Annotated in this window: 4 protein-coding genes; all 4 read left to right on the plus strand. The window is 72.9% G+C overall.

What is annotated here, in order from left to right; translation table 11 throughout:
- The first annotated feature begins 4 nt into the window (after window positions 1-4).
- Genes ACIRDU_RS34240 through ACIRDU_RS34255 form a run of 4 tightly spaced genes read left to right on the plus strand, consistent with a single transcriptional unit; the run spans window position 5 to window position 17,821 of the window.
- Window positions 5-1,462, plus strand: a complete 1,458-nt coding sequence (locus tag ACIRDU_RS34240) for an amino acid adenylation domain-containing protein (protein WP_403587381.1) — start codon at window positions 5-7, stop codon at window positions 1,460-1,462.
- The gene (locus ACIRDU_RS34245; protein WP_403587107.1) at window positions 1,459-9,390 is read left to right on the plus strand and encodes an amino acid adenylation domain-containing protein; all 7,932 of its coding nucleotides are present in this window, start codon (window positions 1,459-1,461) and stop codon (window positions 9,388-9,390) included. Before ACIRDU_RS34240 ends, ACIRDU_RS34245 begins: the two co-directional genes overlap by 4 nt.
- Entirely contained in the window at window positions 9,387-16,598 is a 7,212-nt protein-coding gene (locus ACIRDU_RS34250; RefSeq protein WP_403587109.1) for an amino acid adenylation domain-containing protein, read from the plus strand. The genes ACIRDU_RS34245 and ACIRDU_RS34250 overlap by 4 nt, the downstream gene beginning before the upstream one ends.
- Window positions 16,595-17,821, plus strand: a complete 1,227-nt coding sequence (locus ACIRDU_RS34255; RefSeq protein WP_403587112.1) for a cytochrome P450 — start codon at window positions 16,595-16,597, stop codon at window positions 17,819-17,821. The genes ACIRDU_RS34250 and ACIRDU_RS34255 overlap by 4 nt, the downstream gene beginning before the upstream one ends.
- Window positions 17,822-17,852 lie beyond the last annotated feature (31 nt).

Genomic DNA, 17,852 nt, shown 5'->3' on the forward strand with positions numbered 1-17,852 from the left:
TGCGGTGGAGCAGTTGGCGTATGTGATCTATACGTCGGGTTCGACGGGTCGGCCCAAGGGTGTGGGTGTGGGTCGGGGTGCGTTCGCGGCTCATGCGGGTCGGATGCGCCGCAGGTTCGGTCTGGGTCCGGCGGATCGTGTGTTGCAGTTCGCGGCGTTGGCGTTCGATGCGTCGGTGGAGCAGATCTTTCCCGCGCTGACGTGCGGGGCGGCTCTGGTGCTGCCCGAACACGGGCTGATCGCCCCCGACCAACTCCTCACCCACCTCCAACACCACGAAGTGACTGTGATGGAGGTCGTCCCGGCCTACCTCGGCGAACTGGTCGCCGAGCTGTCCGGAACCGGAGCGGCCGACCTCGACCTCAGCCGACTGCGCCTGCTGGTGCTCGGCGGTGATGTCGTCCGTCCGGCCGACCTCGCCTGGTGGCACCAGCGCTTCCCCGACATGGCTGTCGTCAACACCTACGGTCCGACGGAGGCGACGGTGTCGTCGACGGTGTTCGACGTGCCGGCGGGTGTGGGGGAGTGGGAGGGCGGTGTGCCGCTGGGGCGCGCGGTGGGGGACCGCTGCCTTTACGTCCTTGATGAGCGGTTGCGTGAGGTGCCGGTCGGTGCGGTGGGTGAGCTGTTCATCGGCGGAGCCCTGCTCGCTCGTGGATATGTGGGCCGGGCCGGGTTGACGGCGGAGCGGTTCGTGCCCGACCCGTTCGGGGCCGGCCCGGGTGGGCGGCTGTATCGCACCGGTGATCTGGTGCGCTGGCGCAACGACGGTCAACTGGCGTTCTGCGGGCGTGCCGACGACCAGGTCAAGGTGCGTGGGTTCCGGGTGGAGACCGGTGAGGTCGAGGCGCGGCTGCGGGAGCACCCCGGCGTCGACGATGCGGCAGTGGTCGTCTGGCAGGACCGGCTGGTGGCCTATCTGGCCGGTCGGAGGGGTCCGACTGGCGACGAGGTGCGCGACTGGCTCGGTGAGCGGCTGCCGGCGTACATGGTGCCCGCCCTGTCCATCGCGCTGGACGAGCTTCCCCGCACGGTCGGGGGCAAGGTCGACCGGGGTCGGCTGCCCGACCCCGACCAGCACCGTCCCGACCTTCGTGAGAGCTACCAGGCGCCCCGCACTCCCACCGAACAGGCGGTCGCCGAGGTCTGGCAGGAAGTCCTGCGACTCGACCGGATCGGCATCCACGACAACTTCTTCGACCTCGGAGGCCACTCACTCTTGGCCACCCGGGCCGTGATCCGGCTGCGCGCGGTGTTCGGCGTCGACGTCGGCGTGCGCACTCTCTTCGAACGGCCGACCATCACCGGTCTCGCCGACGCCGTCGAGGAGCAGCTGATGCGTGAGATAGCCGCGATGAGCGCCGAGGACGTCGAGCAGGCGCTGCGAGAGCAGGAGTTGTCCGAGGACGTGGAGCGGGCGCTGGGGGAGCAGGACCGGGTGGAGAAGGAGCAGCAGGCATGAGCACGATGCACGGACTGGTCGAGGCGCAGGTCCGACGTACCCCGGACGCGGTGGCCCTGGAGTTCGAGGGCGAGGAGCTGACGTACCGAGAGATGGACCGCTGGGCGAACCGTCTGGCCCACGCGCTGCGCCGGCACGGTGCCGGCCCGGAGACCGTCGTCGCGGTCGGCGCACAGCGCTCCCTGGACCTGGTCGTCGCCCTCCTGGGGGTCCTCAAGACGGGAGCCGCCTACCTGCCGCTCGACCTCGAACTGCCCCTGGAGCGGCTGTCGTACATGGCGCGGCAGGCGGGCGCCGTTGCCCTGGTGCGCGGGCCCGGCATGGACGTGGATCTCGGTCTGCCGGGCCTGCCCGAAGTGTCCCCCGCCGACATCACACAGGAGCCGGACGAGCCCTGTGGCGTACAGGTCGACGACCGCAACGCCGCGTACCTCATGTACACCTCCGGCTCGACCGGGCGGCCCAAGGGCGTGATCGTCGAACACCGGGGCGTCTGCAACCGTCTGCGCTGGGGACAGCACGAGTACGGCATGACATCGGACGAACGGGTGCTGCAGAAGACGCCGTACGCGTTCGACGTCTCCGTGCACGAGCTGTTCTGGCCCCTGATGGTGGGGGCCCGGCTGGTCATCGCCCGGCCCGGCGGGCACCGGGACAGCGGATACCTCGTCGATCTGATCCAGCGCCGCGGCATCACGTCCGTGCACTTCATCCCCACCATGCTGGCGCTGTTCGCCGGTGAGCGGGGTGTTGCGGACTGCACCGGCCTGCGCCGCATCCTGGCGAGCGGGGAGGCCCTGCCCGTCGATACGGCGAACCGGGTGCTGCGCGTGCTGCCGCACGTAGAGCTGCACAACCTCTACGGACCGACCGAGGCGTCCATCGAGGTGAGCGCGTGGCCGTGCCGCCCCGGCTGGACCGAGCCGGGCGTGCCGATCGGCGCCGCCGTCACCGAAACACAACTGCACATCCTCGACGACGAGTTGCGGCCCGTGGCGGACGACGGCCAGGGTGAGCTCTACCTGGCGGGCGTGCAACTGGCGCGCGGCTACTCCGGCCAGCCCGGCCTCACCGCCGAGCGCTTCCTGCCCGACCCGTTCGGCGAGCCAGGCGGCCGGATGTACCGCAGCGGCGATCTGGCGGCCTGGCATCGGCCGGGTGTCGTGGACTATGTCGGCCGGGCCGACGACCAGGTGAAGCTCGCCGGCAACCGGGTCGAACTCGGTGAGGTCCAGGCCGCGCTGAACGACCAGCCTGGCGTGCGTACCAGCGTGGTGGTGACGAGCGGCTCCGGTGCCGACCAGAGACTCGTCGCGTACGTCGTCGCGACGGACGACGGGCTCGACCAGGCGGCACTGCGCAGCGCGCTCGGCGACCGGCTGCCCGCCTACATGGTCCCGTCGGCCCTCGTCGAGCTGGACGAACTGCCCCTGACCGGGAGCGGAAAGCTTGACCGCAAGGCGCTGCCCGCACTGGGCAGGCCCGACCTGCCCGTCCCGTACCGGGCGCCGCACGGCCCGCTGCAGGAGCGACTCGCCGCGGTCTGGGCGTCGATCTTCGGTGTGGCTGTCGTCGGCGTCGACGACCCGTTCTTCGCACTCGGCGGCCACTCCCTCCTCGCCGTCCGCCTCATCTCACGCCTGCGTGACGAAGCAGGCATCCACCTCTCGATCCGGGACCTCTTCGAGAAGCCGACGATCGCGGAACTGGCCGGTCACCTCACCGAGACCGGCCCCGCCCCCGAGACCGGTCCCGTCCCCGAGGAGCCGCCTGCCGCCCCGGCCACCGGCGACGACCCGCCGGTCGCCTCGTTCGGGCAGGAACGGCTGCTGTTCCTCCAGCACATGGACCCCGGCAGCGCCACGTACGTCATCCCGATCGCCTGGCGGGTGGACGGACGGCTCGACCCGGCGGCCCTGCGGCGGGCGCTGGAACGTCTCGCCGTCCGGCACGACGCCCTGCGCACCCGCTTCCCCGGAGTCGGCAGTGCACCGGTCGTCGAGCCCGGCCCCGTCGTGGACCTGCGCCTGATCGACGCGCCGCAGTGGAGCGACGAAGGCGCCGCGATCGAGATCAGCCGGCCGTTCGACCTGGCCGGCGGGCCTGTATGGCGGGCCGTGGTGATCCGGTTGCCGGACCATGACGTGCTGCTCATGACGTTCCACCACCTCGTGGCGGACGGCTGGTCCCTCGGCGTCATCGCCCGGGAACTCGGCGAGCTGTACGCCGGAGGCACGCCGCCCGCGCCGACGGTGCGCTATACCGACTTCGCTCGTCGACAGCGCGCCGCCCTGACCGGGCAGCGCATGACCGACCAACTCGATTGGTGGCGGCGGGCCTTGGACGGCGCCCCCGTCCTGGACCTGCCCACCGACCGTCCGCGCCCGGCGGTCCTCGGCACCGGGGGAGCCACCCACCGGTTCGACCTCCCCGAAGAGGCACTGCGCACGCTGGCGCGCCGGGCCCAGGACGGCGCGACGACCCTGCACACACTCCTGCTGGCGGCGTACCAGGTGGTGCTGGCCCGGTGGAGCGGACAGACCGACTTCGTGGTGGGCATCCCGGTCGCCGGCCGGACCGGAGCCGACGTGGAGAACGTCGTCGGGTTCTTCGTCAACACCATCGCCGTCCGCGCGGACCTGGCCGGCGACCCCACCCTCGCCGAACTGCTGAGCCGTGTCCGAGAGGCCACACTCGGCGGGTACGAGCACCAGGACGTGCCGTTCGAGCGGGTCGTGGAGGAGTTGCAGCCCGAGCGCGACCTCAGCCGCACACCAATCTTTCAGACCATGTTCGCCCTGCGGGACGGTGCCGGCACGGCCCTGCGGCTGCCGGGCACGACGGCCGAGGAGATACCACTGGGCTGGCGGACCGCCAAGTTCGACCTCACGCTCTTCGTCGACCAGGCCGCCGACGGCTCCTGCACCGGACTCATCGAGTACGCCACCGCCCTGTTCGACCCCGCGACGGCGCAGCGGATCGCCGACGGCTACCGGCATGTGCTGCGCGTGCTCGCCGCCGACGCCGACGACCGCCTCAGCGACTGGGACGTCCTGGCCCCGGCCGACCGCGACCAGCTCATCCAGGCGGGCACCGCGCCGCGGCCGACCGTGCCCGAGCGGGCTCTGCACGAGCTCGTCGCCGAACAGGCGGCCGCGCACGGCAGCCGGCCGGCCGTCGTGGACGGCGACACGGTGTGGACCCACGCCGAACTCGATCGCCGCGCCAACCGACTGGCACACCACCTGCGCGCCCTGGGCGTGGGCCCGGAGGCCGTCGTGGCCGTCGCCCTTCCGCGCAGCGCGGAACTGGTCCTGGCCCAGCTGGCCGTGCTCAAGGCGGGCGGTGCCTATGTGCCACTGGACGCCGACCAGCCCGTCGAGCGCAGCCGCCATGTGATCGAGGAGACCGGAGCCGGCCTCCTCCTCACCACCGCCGGGCACCTGGACAGCGAGGGTCTGAGGTGCCGCGTGGTCGACCTGTCCCGGGTCGCCGCGGAAACGGACGGCCTGCCCGACGCCTCGCCCGAGGTGAGCGTGCACCCGGACCAACTCGGCTTCGTCGTCTACACGTCCGGTTCCACGGGCACACCCAAGGGCATCGGCATCACCCACCGCGGACTGGTCCGTACGGTGCGCGAAGGCGGCTATGTCGACCTCGGCCCCGAGGATCGGGTGGCGTTCGCGGCCAACCCCGTCTTCGACGCGGCGACCTTCGAGGTCTGGGCGACGCTGGTCGCAGGGGCGGCGATCGTGGTGACCCCGCCGGATATCGCGCTGTCTCCCGACGCTCTCGCCGGCCATCTCGCCGGACACGGTGTCACCACGCTCTTCCTCACCACGGCCCTGTTCAACCAGGTCGTGCGGGAACGCCCCGACGCCCTGACCGGTCTGCGCCACGTACTCTTCGGCGGTGAGGCCGCGGATCCGCACGCCGTGGACACGCTGCTCGCCGACCCGCCCGGACGGGTGCTGCACATGTACGGCCCGGCCGAGTCCACGACGTTCGCCACCTGGCACCCGGTGACCGAACCTGCCGACGGCCGCCCGGTGCCGATCGGACGACCCCTGCACCACACCACCGCCTACGTGGTCGACGCCTCGCTGCGGCCGGTACCGGTCGGCGTCGTGGGAGAGCTGCTGATCGGCGGAGCCGGTCTGGCCCGTGGCTACCTGCGCCGGCCGGCGCTGACCGCCGACCGGTTCCTGCCCGACCCGTTCGGCCCGCCGGGCGGCAGGGTCTACCGCACGGGAGACCTGGTGCGGTGGGCCGCACTGGGCCGGCTGGAGTTCGTCGGCCGCGCCGACGGCCAGGTGAAGGTCCGGGGATTCCGCGTGGAGACCGGCGAGATCGAGTCCGTGCTGCGCCGCCACCCGGCGGTCCGCGAAACCACCGTGCTGGCCCGTCCCGACCGCAGCGGCGCTCTCAGCCTGGTCGCCTACGCGGTCGTCGACAGTGCCGAACCGGCCGCCCTCCGGGCGTTCCTCGGTGAGCACCTGCCCTCCTACCTGGTGCCTGCCGCCGTGGTGACGCTGGGCGAACTGCCGCTGACCCCCAACGGCAAGGTGGACCGGGCCGCGCTGCCCGAGCCGGAGCACACCCCGGGCGACGGCCGCACCGAACCGGCCAATGCGCTGGAACGGCTCCTCGCGGAGGCCTGGACCGAGATCCTCGGAGTCCCCACGCCGGGCATGGACGACGACTTCTTCGCCCTCGGCGGGCATTCGCTGCTGGCCATCCGCATGGTCGCGGCCGTGGCGGAGCGCACCGGACGGCAGATCACCTTCCGTGACCTGTTCCGCACCCGCACCATCGAGGCACTGGCCCGCCTGCTGGGTGAGGCCGGTCCGGCCGGCGCCCCGATGACACGCGGCGAGCGAACCAGCGGCCTGCCCGTGTCGTTCGGGCAGGAGCGACTGGTCTTCCTGGACGTCCTCGAGGGCGCGGGCCCGGCGTACACGATCCCCGCCGTGTGGCGGCTGACCGGACCGCTGGACCTCGACCGGCTGACGGACGCGTTCGACGCGCTGGTCGCCCGCCACGACGTGCTGCGCACCCGCTTCACCCTGGTCGACGGCGTCGCGTACCAGGACATCGACGCGCACTGGAAGGGCCTCGACCGGCACGAGGCCCTCTCCCTCGACGAAGCCGTCCAGGGGGTCCGGGAGTTGGTGCGCGAGCCGTTCGACCTCCATGCGGGCCCGCTGTTCAAGGCGGTGGTGTACCGCGCCGGCCCGGACGAGCACGTCCTGGCGGTGGTGATGCACCACGCGGTCGCGGACGGCTGGTCCATGGGGGTGCTGATCCGCGAGCTCCAACTCTGCTACGACGGCACCGCCCTGCCCGAACTCCCCGTCCGGTACGCCGACTTCGCGGCCTGGCAGCGCCGGGAACTGTCCGCCGACCGTCTGGCCGGCGGGCTGGCGCACTGGCGGCGGCGCCTGGCGGACCTGCCCGTGCTGGAGCTGCCCACCGACCGCCCCCGCCCGGCCGTCCGCGACCGCTCGGGCGACGCGGTGCGGTTCACGGTCCGACCGGAACTCGTCGCTGGACTGGAGCAGGTGGGCCGACGGCACGGGGCCACCCTGTTCATGACCCTGCTGGCCGCGTACCAGGCGCTGCTGGGCCGGTGGAGCGGGCAGACCGACTTCGCGGTGGGTACGCCGGTCGCCGGCCGCGACCGGCCCGAGGTCCGCGACGTCGTCGGCTTCTTCCTGAACACCCTGGTGCTGCGGGCCGACCTGTCCGGCGACCCGACCTTCGACGAGCTGCTGAGCCGCGTACGCGACGACGCCCTCGACGCCTACGAGCACCAGGACATGCCCTTCGGCCGCCTCGTGGAGGAGCTCCGCCCGGAACGTGATCTGAGCCGCTCGCCGCTGTTCCAGGCGATGTTCAGCTTCAACGGCTGGAACCTGGACACCCTGCGGCTGGGCACGGCGCACGGCACCGCACTGCCCGCCGACCGGGGCGCTGCGAAGCTCGACCTGACTCTGGAGCTGGTGCAGGGCCCGGACGGACTGGCCGGCACGATCGACTTCACCACCGACATCTTCGACACGGACACCGTCGAGCGCATGGCGCGGGCGTACACCGCCCTCCTCGGCGCTGTCGTGGCCGACCCCACGGCCCGCGTCGGCGCCGTCGCCCTCACCGAGGCGGACACGGCGTCGAGCGCTACGGCACCCGCGGCGCGGCACGGCCGACCGGTCCTGGACCGGATAGCCGACCAGGTACGGGACTTCCCGGACGCGACGGCGGTGATCAGCGGCGATGAGCGGGTCACGTACGCCGAGCTGGACCGCCGGGCGAACCGGCTGGCCCACCACCTCGTCGGGCTCGGCGTGACGCCCGAGTCCCGGGTCGGGCTGTGCGTGCCACGCGGCATCGACACCGTGGTCGGGGTGCTGGGCATCTGGAAAGCGGGCGGAGCCTTCGTCGGCCTCGACCCCGATCAGCCCGAGCGCCGACTCAAGCTGCTGGCAGCCGACTCCGGGATGCTCACGGTCGTCGACTCCGACACCCTCGCCGACCCCGCCCTCGACCACTGCCCCGCCGGGGCACCGGACGTGCCCCATGCCCCGGAACACCTCGCCTACACGGTCTACACCTCCGGTTCCACCGGAACCCCGAAGGGCGTACTGGTGGCCAGGGCGAACATCGCCGACCACCTCGACACGTGCTTGGCCCACTACCGGCTGGAACGGGACGACGTGGTCCTGCAACGCGCGTCCACGTCCTTCGACGCGTTCCTGCGCGACTGCCTCGGACCGCTCGCCGTGGGGGCGACCGTGCTGATGGCCGACCGGCCGGACTTGTCCGGCTTCGAGGCCGACGGACCAGGCGCTCCCGCGCCGACCGCGATCCTGAGCATGGTGCCGTCCCTGCTCCACCAGCTCCTCGACGACGGCGAGCTGAGCGTCGAGCGGCTGCCGGCCCTGCGGCTGCTGGTCCTCAGCGGCGAACCCTGCACACCCGCCCTGCTGGCACGTCTCCACGAGGCCCTGCCCGACCTGCGCCGGGTGGTCAACCAGTACGGGCCGACCGAATGCACGCTCACCACCACGTTCGAGGACCTGGACCCGTCGGTGCCCTACCGGACGGTGCCCATCGGCCGGCCGATGCCGGGCACGTCGGTGCACGTGCTCGACGCCGCACAGTGTCCGCAACCATGGGGCGTGTACGGGGAGTTGTACATCGGTGGACGGGGCGTGACCCGCGGCTACCACGGCCGTCCCGGCCTGACCGCGCAGTCCTTCGTCCCCGACCCCTTCGGCCTGCCCGGCTCCCGCATGTACCGCACGGGCGACGCCGCCCGCCTGCTGCCGGACGGGAGGCTGGAGTTCCGGGGCCGTCTCGACCAGCAGGTCAAGGTCCGCGGCGTCCGGATCGAACCGGCCGAGGTGGAGGCGGCGCTCGCCACGCACCCTGCCGTGGGTGCCACGTCCGTCGTGGCCCGCCCCGACGGCACGAACGGCTGGAAACTCACCGGCTACGCCGGACGCTCCCCGGGCACCGCCGTCACGGCCGACGAGCTCCGGGCGCACCTGGAGGCCGCACTGCCGTACGCGATGATCCCGGCGGACCTGGTGGTCCTCGACACGCTGCCCTTGCTGGGCAACGGCAAGGTCGACAAGTCGGCGCTGCCCGAGGCCGGTCAGGCCCCCGGCGGCACGCACGTGGCCCCGCGCACCGCGACGGAGAAGGCCATCGCCGAGATCTGGTCCGAACTGCTGGGCCGGGCCGACATCGGCGTCGAGGACGACTTCTTCGCCCTCGGCGGACACTCCCTGACCGCGCTGCGGGTCATCTCCCGGCTGCGGTCCCAGCTCGACACCACGATCAGCCTCCGCGCCTTCTTCGAGGCCCGGACCATCACCGGGCTCGCCAGGAAGCTGCTCGCCCAGGAAGCGAAGGGAACCACGTGAACGGCCTGACACCCGCACAGCGGGAGCTGCTGCGCCGACGGCTCGCCGGCCGCGTCGAACACCTCGACACCCCGGACCCGATCACTCCCGTCCCCGGCACCGGCTCACTGCCGGTGTCCTTCGGACAGGAACGTCTCTTCTTCCTCGACCGGCTGGAAGGACCCGGCCCGGCGTACACCATCGCGGTGGCCTGGCGGCTCAAGGGCCCGCTGGACTCCACCCGGCTCGGCGCGGCGTTCGACGAGGTGGTGGCCCGCCACGCCACCCTGCGGACCCGGTTCACCGTGGTCGACGGCCGGGTGCACCAGGACATCGATCCGGGCTGGCAGGGCGTGCGGTGGTGCGCGGCACGCTCGGAGCAGGAGGTGGCGCGGGCGGCGCGTGACCTGGCCCGCGAGCCGTTCGACCTGGCCACCGGCCCGGTGTTCCGGGTGACGGCATGGCGGCTCGCCCCCGACGACCACGTCGTGCTGATGGCCTTCCACCACATCGCCTTCGACGGCTGGTCGATGGGCGTCCTGGTCCGCGAACTGGAGGCGCTGTACGCCGGTTCGGCCCTGCCCCCGTTGCCCCTGCGCTACGCCGACTTCGCCGCCTGGCAGCGCCGCACCCTCACCGGGGAGCGGCTCGCCGGGGAACTGGGACACTGGCGCGACCGGCTGGCCGGACTGCCGCCGCTGGAACTGCCCAACGACCTGGACCGCGAGGGCCGGCGGGACGCCGCGGGCGCCGTGTGCGAGTTCCACGCGGAGCCCGGGCTGGTGGCCGGCCTCGAACGGCTGGGCCGGGACCGCTCCGCGACCCTGTACATGACGCTGCTCGCCGCCTACCAGGTGCTGCTGGGCACGTGGAGCGGGCAGAGCGACTTCGGCGTCGGCACCCCGGTCGCCGGGCGCAACCGGCCGGAGGTGGAGCACCTCATCGGCTTCTTCGCCAACACCTTGGTCCTGCGCGCCGACCTCGGCGGGGACCCGTCGTTCGGCCAGGTACTCGAACGCGTCCGGGACGACGCCCTGAGCGCCTACCACCACCAGGACGTGCCGTTCGAGCGGGTCGTCGACGAGGTCCGCCCCGACCGGGACCTCGACCGTACGCCGCTGTTCCAGGCCATGTTCACGCTGGAGGACGACGCCGACGACCGGCCCGTACGGCTCGCCGGAGTCACGGCCACCCGCTTCCCGCTGGAGCTGGACGCGGTCAAGTTCGACCTCATCCTCCAGACCGCCCGCACATCCGACGGCCTGGCCGGCGCGTTCTTCCACCGCGCCGGGCTGTGGCGCCCCCAGACGGTACGGCGCTGGGCCGACCAGTACCTCCACCTGCTGCGTACGGCCGTCGCGCACCCCGACACACCGATGTCCCGCCTGCCCCTGCTGCCCGAGGACGAGCGGCGGCGACTCGCCGTGTGGGCCACGCCGACGGCGTCGTACGACAGCGGCGACCTGCTGCACGAGCGGTTCGAACGGCTCGCGGCCGCCCGGCCCGACGCCCCCGCGCTGATCGCCGGAGAGATCCGGCTCGACTACGCCGACCTGAACCGCAGGGCCAACCGGCTCGCGCACCGGCTGCGCGCCGCGGGTGTCGGCCCCGAATCGGTGGTCGCGCTCTGTGTGGAGCGCGGAGCCGATCTGGCCGTCGGCATCCTGGGCATCCTCAAGGCCGGTGGCGCCTACCTGCCGCTCGACCCGGAGTATCCGCGCGACAGGCTGGAGTACATCGTCGCTGACGCCGGCGCGCACACGGCCGTCGTCTCGCCCGGGCTCACCGACCGGGTGCCGGCCGGAGCGGGGCAGCAGATCACGCTCGACGACGCGGCCCTGGCCAGGCAGCCGGAACACGATCCCGCCCTGGCGGGCGACGCGGACCGGCTCGCCTACGTCATCTACACCTCGGGTTCCACCGGCCGCCCCAAGGGCGTGTGCATCCCGCACCGGCAGGCCGTCCGGCTCCTGGACGCCTGCGAGGCCGACCTCCGACTGCCGCCGGGCGGCGTGTGGAGCCTCTTCCACTCGTACGCCTTCGACTTCTCCGTCTGGGAACTGTGGGGCGCGCTCGCCCGGGGCGGCAGCGTCGTCATCGCCGACAAGGACACCGCGCGCGACCCCGAGCGCTTCGCCGCGCTGCTGGAGACCGAGCGGGTCTCCGTCCTCAGCCAGACCCCCGGCGCGTTTCGCAACCTCCGTGCCGCTCTCGGCACACGGCCGCTCGCCGAACTGGGCGTGCGCACGGTGGTCTTCGGCGGGGAGAAACTCGACCTGTCCGAGTTCGACGGCTGGCTGGCGGGGCCGGGCACGGGAGTGCAGCTGGTCAACATGTACGGCATCACCGAAACCACCGTGCACGTCACCCACCACACCGTGACGCCCGGCGATCTCACCGGCGGCACCGCATCGCCGATCGGTCTGCCGCTCGGCGACCTGACCGTCCACGTCCTCGACGCGCACCTGAACCCGGTACCCGCCGGAGTCGTCGGCGAGATGTACATCGGGGGTGCGGGCCTGGCCCGCGGCTATCTCGGCAAGCCGGGACTGACGGCCGACCGGTTCGTTCCCGACCCGTACGGCTCCGCACCCGGTGCGCGGCTCTACCGCACCGGGGACCGGGCACGCCGGCTGCCGGACGGGACGCTGGAGTACCGGGGGCGGGCCGACGACCAGGTCAAGATCCGTGGTCACCGCATTGAACTGGGCGAGGTGGAAGCCGCACTGCTCGGACATCCCGCCGTCGAGCAGGCTGCCGTGCTCGCCCGGGGCGAGCGCACCGGCGAACACCGGCTGCACGCCTACCTGGTGACGGGAACCGGCGTCGACCGCGACGAACTCCGGAACTGGCTGTTGCGACGGCTGCCGGAGCCGATGGTGCCGGCCACCTTCACCGTCGTGCCGGAGATGCCGCTGACCGCGAACGGCAAGACGGACCGCAGGGCGCTCGCACAGATGGACGGCACCGCCCTGGACACCGCACGTGCCTTCGTCCCGCCCGCCACCCCCACCGAGCGGGTCCTGGCAGACGTATGGGCGCAGGCGCTCGGCCTGCGGCGGGTCGGGGTCACCGACCGCTTCTTCGAACTCGGCGGCGACTCCATCCTGGCGCTGCGCGTCGTCGGCCTGGCCGAGCGGCGAGGAACGACGGTCGAACTGCGTGACGTCTTCGCCCACCAGATGCTCGGCGACCTCGCACGGGCCGTCGACGCCGCCGCCGATGCCCGGCAACGCGACGGGCGGCGGCAGGGGCCGGTGGAACGGTTCGCCATGGTGTCGCCCGCGGACCGCGACCGCCTCCCGGACCATGTCGAAGACGCCTACCCGCTGACCCGGATGCAGCAGGGCATGCTCTACGAACTGCTCGCCGACGCCGGCAAGGGTGCCTATCACAACGTCACCAGCTTCCGCATCCAGGAGCCGGCCGGCTTCGACGCCGGGGCGATGCAGCAGGCCGCCGACGCGGCCGTGCGCCGCTACGAGATCCTGCGCACCGGCTTCGACTGGAGCGGCTACGACGAACCGCTGCAACTGGTCCACCCCGACGCCGGACTCCCGGTCGGCGTGGACGATCTGCGCGGCGCCGACGAGGTCACCCAGTCGGACCGGGTGCGCGCCCACCTGGACGCCGAGGCCAAGCGCTGGTTCGAACTGTCGACGCCCCCGCTGATCCGGCTCCACGTGCATGTGCTGAACGACACCGAGTACCGGCTCACCCTCACCGACTGCCACGCCGTACTGGACGGCTGGAGCCTCACCTCGCTCATCGCCGAGCTGGTGGACCGGCACCGCCGCATCAGGACCGGCGAGCCCGAACCGGCCGAAGGCCCCGCGGTACCGCGCTTCGCCGAATACGTCGCTCTGGAGCGTGCCGCCCTCGCCGACCCGGCCGCCCGGCAGTTCTGGGACCGGATGGTGGAGTCGTTCCCGCCGGTACGGCTGCCCCGCTCGCGAGGCGGCAGGACCGGCGCGCCCACCTGCGAGGCGCTGCGCGCGTACGGCCATCTGACGGCCGGCATCGACGCCCTCGCGGCCCGGGCCGGCGTGCCGCGCAAGACGGTGTTGTTCACCGCCTACTACCAGCTGCTCGGACAACTCGCCGACGGTGAGGCCTATTCGACGGGCCTGTCCACCAACGGGCGTCTTGAGAGGGCCGGTTCGGACGGCATGCGTGGCGTGTTCCTCAACGTGGTGCCGTTCGGGGTCCGCTCCGCGGCCACCAGTTGGGTGGAGCTGCTGCGTGACGTGTTCGCCGCCGAGCAGGAGGTGCTGCCGCACCGCCGCTTCCCCCTGGCCGAACTGCAACGCGGCCGCTGGGCGGGTGAGGTCCTGGTCGACACCGCCTTCAACTACGTCCACTTCCACGCCCTGGGCAACGAGCACAAGCAGGAGATCGAGGAGATCGCCCGGACCAACTTCGGGCTCATGGTCACCACCGGTCCCACGGGTGTGTCCTTCGAGGCCGATGCCGCACGGATGTCACCGGCCGAGGTGGAACGCCTCGCCGACGCCTACTGCACCCTGCTGACCGCGATGGTGGACGACCCGGAGGCCGTTCCCGGCCTGCCCGCTGCGACGGACGGCACGCCGGTGACGACACCGGGCGGGGACCTCGCCCGGGACGAGCGCAGCATCGTCGACGTGTTCGAGGCCCAGGTGGCCGCCCGCCCCCACGGTGTGGCCCTGGCTGCCGGCGACGGCACGCTCACCTACGCCGAGCTGAACCGGCGGGCCAACCGGGTCGCCCACCATCTGCGACGGCTCGGCGCGGGCCCGGAACGCGTCGTCGGACTGTGCGCCGACCGTGGCGCGGACCTCGTCGTCGGTGTCCTCGGCATCCTCAAGTCGGGTGCGGCATACCTGCCTCTGGACCCACGGGATCCTGCCCATCGGCTCCACCGGCTGACCGCGGACACGGGCGCCGACGTGGTGCTCGCCGAGCCGGTCCATCTGCGGGCGCTGCCCGACGGAATCCGCGCCGTCGTCCCGCTCTCCGAGGAGACCTTCGCCGCCGACCCGGCCGGCGACCCCGGCGGCAACGCAGACGCGGACAACCCGGCGTGCGTGCTCTACACCTCCGGCTCCACCGGCCGCCCCAAAGGTGTGGTGGTGACGCACCGCTCCGTCGTCGACTCCCTGCTCGACCAAGGGGCCGCCTTCCACCTGGACGCGGACGAGACCGTCCTGCACCTGAGCAGCCTCAACTGGGACGCGGCCGTCTTCGAAATCCTCGGCCCGCTACTGCACGGCGGGACCTGCGCTCTCCACCCGGCCGGGCCCCTCACCCCGGCCGGAATCGCCGAGGTGATCCGCACCCGGGGCGTCACCACCGCCTTCCTCACCACCACACTGTTCAACCTGGTGGTGGAAGAGCGGCCGGACGGGCTCGACGGACTCCGGCAGATCCTGTTCGGCGGCGAGACGGCCTCCGCGACGCACGTCCGTGCCCTGCGCCGCAGCCGGCCCGACCTGCGGATCGTCAACGGATACGGTCCCGTCGAAAGCCTGTTCATCGCCACCTCCCACCAGGTGGACACCGTCGCGGACGACGCCGTCGGCCTGCCGATCGGCCGCCCTCTGCAGCGGACCACCGCGCTCGTCCTCGACGACGACCTGCGCCCGGTCGCCGCCGGAGTGGCGGGGGAGATACACCTCGGCGGCGCGGCACTGGCCCGCGGCTACGTCGGCCAGCCCGCACTGACCGCCGAGCGGTTCGTCCCCGACCCGCGCGGCGGTGGCGGGCGGCTGTACCGCACGGGGGACCGGGGACGGCACCAGGCGGACGGCGTACTCGAGTACGGCGGCAGACTCGACGACCAGGTGAAGATCCGGGGGCGCAGGATCGAACTGGGCGAGATCGAGACCACGTTGACGACGCGCCCCGACGTGGCGGTCGCCGCCGTGCTCGCCCGGACGGACCGGCCCGGCGACGACGCCCGGCTCGTGGCCTACGTGGTGCCCGCCGCGGGCGCCGCCGCGCCCACCGCCGAGGAACTGCGGCGCTGGCTGCGCGACCGGCTCCCGGGCTACATGGTGCCCGCGGCGTTCGTACCCATGACCGCGCTGCCGATGACCGCCAACGGCAAGCTCGACCGCGCCGGGCTGCCGGAACCCGGCCCGACCGCCCATCCGCAACGCCCCTACGTGGAGCCGCGCACCGACGCGGAGGCGAAACTGGCCAAGCTGTGGGCCGAGACCCTGCGGCTCGACCGGGTGGGCGTCTACGACGACTTCTTCGAGGTCGGCGGCGACTCCCTGGCCGTCGTCCGCGTCGCGGCACGCGCCTGCGACCTCGGCCTGCCCGTCGGCGTGGCCGACGTGCTGCAGCACCCGACGGTGGCGGCACTGGCCGCCGCCGTGGCGGGCCGCCACCAGGCGGCCCCCGGCGCAGCACCGGCACCGCGGGGCGAAGTCCTCGTCGTACTGCGCGAGGGCGCGGGGCGACCGCTGTACTGCGTCCACCCCAGCGGCGGCAGCGTCGCCTGGTACCTACCGCTGGCCAAGGCCCTGCCCCCCGGCCGGCCGGTCATCGGGCTTCAGGCCCGCGGCCTGGACGGCGGCACGGACGCGGACACCATGACCGGGCTGGCGGCGGACTACGTCCGGCAGTTGCGCACCCACCAGCCGCACGGCCCGTACGCGCTGCTCGGCTGGTCGATGGGCGGCAACATCGCCCAGGAGATGGCGATCCTGCTCACCGCCGAGGGCGAGCAGGTGGACACCCTGCTGCTGGTGGAACCGGCGGTGCCGGACGAGGCGGGCATGTTCGCGGTCACCGAGGCGCTGGACCTGCTGGACAAGGCCGTCGCTCTGCGCGAGGCGATCCGCGCGCTCTCCCCGGGCACGCCCGCCCGGCTCAGCCAGGAGCGGGAACTGGTGGCGACGCTCCTCGCGGCCGGGGTGGACGAAGCGGAGGCCGCGCTGGGCGCGGACTGGCCGGTGGCGATGTGGACCGCGCTGCTGCGCGCGGCCGCGACCTACCGTCCCGAGCCCTACCAGGGGCCGGTGCATCTGCTGGTCAGCGCGGAGGCGTCCACCGCGGCCCCCGGCCGGCCCTCCGTCGTCGCCGGAGAGGACCCCGCGGCGTACGAGCGGCGCTGCCGGGAGATGTTCCCGGGCGCCCTCACCCTGCACCACCTGCCCGGCACCCACCGGAGCATGGTCACCGAACCGGAGGTGGCGGCGATCGCCGCCATCGCCGCCGAGTCGATGGAGCGCACGACATGACCAGCACCGGGCAGGTCACCGACCGCTATCTGCTGGACGACGACCTCGTCGCCGACCCCTTCCCGTACTTCGCCCGGCTGCGCGAGACGGAACCCGTGCACTGGAGCCCGGTGCAGCGGTCCTGGCTGGTCACCGGGTACGAGTCCGTCACCGCGTGCTTCTCCGAGCCGGCCGTCTCCGCGGACCGGATCACCCCGATGCTGGCCCAGACACCGCGCCACCTGCTGGGCCCGGAAGCCGCCCGCACCTTCGAGATCATGGCCGGCTGGATGGTCTTCGTCGACCCGCCCGAGCACCGGCGTCTGCGCAGCGCTTTCCGGGGGGCGTTCGGGCCGAAGCAGATCCGGCGCAACCGGCCGATGGTGCAGGAGGCGGTCGCCGGGCTCGCCGCACGGGTCCGGGACGGCGGGCAGTCGATCGACCTGGTGGCCGGTCTGGCCCGCCCCCTGCCGGCAACCGTCGCGGCGGCCTGGATGGGGGTGCCGGCATCCGACACCGCACAGTTCCAGCGCTGGGCGCTCCAGGTCGGCGACCTGGCCCTCGGCGCGGTGCAGTCCGCGCAGGAACACGAGGACTCCCAGCGCGCCCTGCTCGACCTGTTCGCCTACCTGCGCGACCTGGTGCGCCGGCGCCGCTCCGCACCGCAGGAAGACCTCATCAGTGCCGCGCTGGCCGGCGGAGTCGTCGACGACACGGTCAGTGAGGACGAGTTCGTCGCGATGCTCACCCACATCGCGTTCGCCGGCGGCGAGACGACCAGCAACCTGATAGCCGTGGGCACCTGGAACCTGCTGCGTCACCCCGACCAGCTCCGACTCCTGCGGCAGGAACCGGATTTGGCGCCCGTCGCGGTGGAGGAGCTGCTGCGCTTCGACGGGCCGTCGAAGATGTCCGTCCGGCAGGTGCGGCACGACTTCGAACTGGAGGGCAGGACCCTGTGCCGCGGTGACCGGCTCTACCTGGTCACCGCCGCGGCCAACCGCGACCCCTCCCGGTTCGAGCGTCCCGACGAACCGGACCTGCGCCGGCAACCGAACCCGCACCTCGCCTTCGGCCAGGGCGCGCACTTCTGCCTCGGGGCGCCGCTGGCCCGGCTGGTGGCCGGGGCCGCGCTCACCGACCTGCTGGCCGTGGCCCCGCGGCTCGCCCTCACGGGCAGCGAGCCGCAGTGGCAGCCGTCGCTGCTCAACCGCAGCCTCCAAGCCCTCCCGGTCCGGCTGTGACGCCAGGAACACCGGCCACCGGCCGGACAGT

Origin of the sequence: Streptomyces sp. NPDC093598 (assembly GCF_044764825.1) — a bacterium.
In the GTDB taxonomy this organism is placed as follows: domain Bacteria; phylum Actinomycetota; class Actinomycetes; order Streptomycetales; family Streptomycetaceae; genus Streptomyces.

Bases quoted from the DNA above. Each gene is read 5' to 3' on its own strand.
- ACIRDU_RS34245 (WP_403587107.1), top strand. From the start codon at position 1,459: ATGAGCACGATGCACGGACTGGTCGAGGCGCAGGTCCGACGTACCCCG.
- ACIRDU_RS34255 (WP_403587112.1), top strand. From the start codon at position 16,595: ATGACCAGCACCGGGCAGGTCACCGACCGCTATCTGCTGGACGACGAC.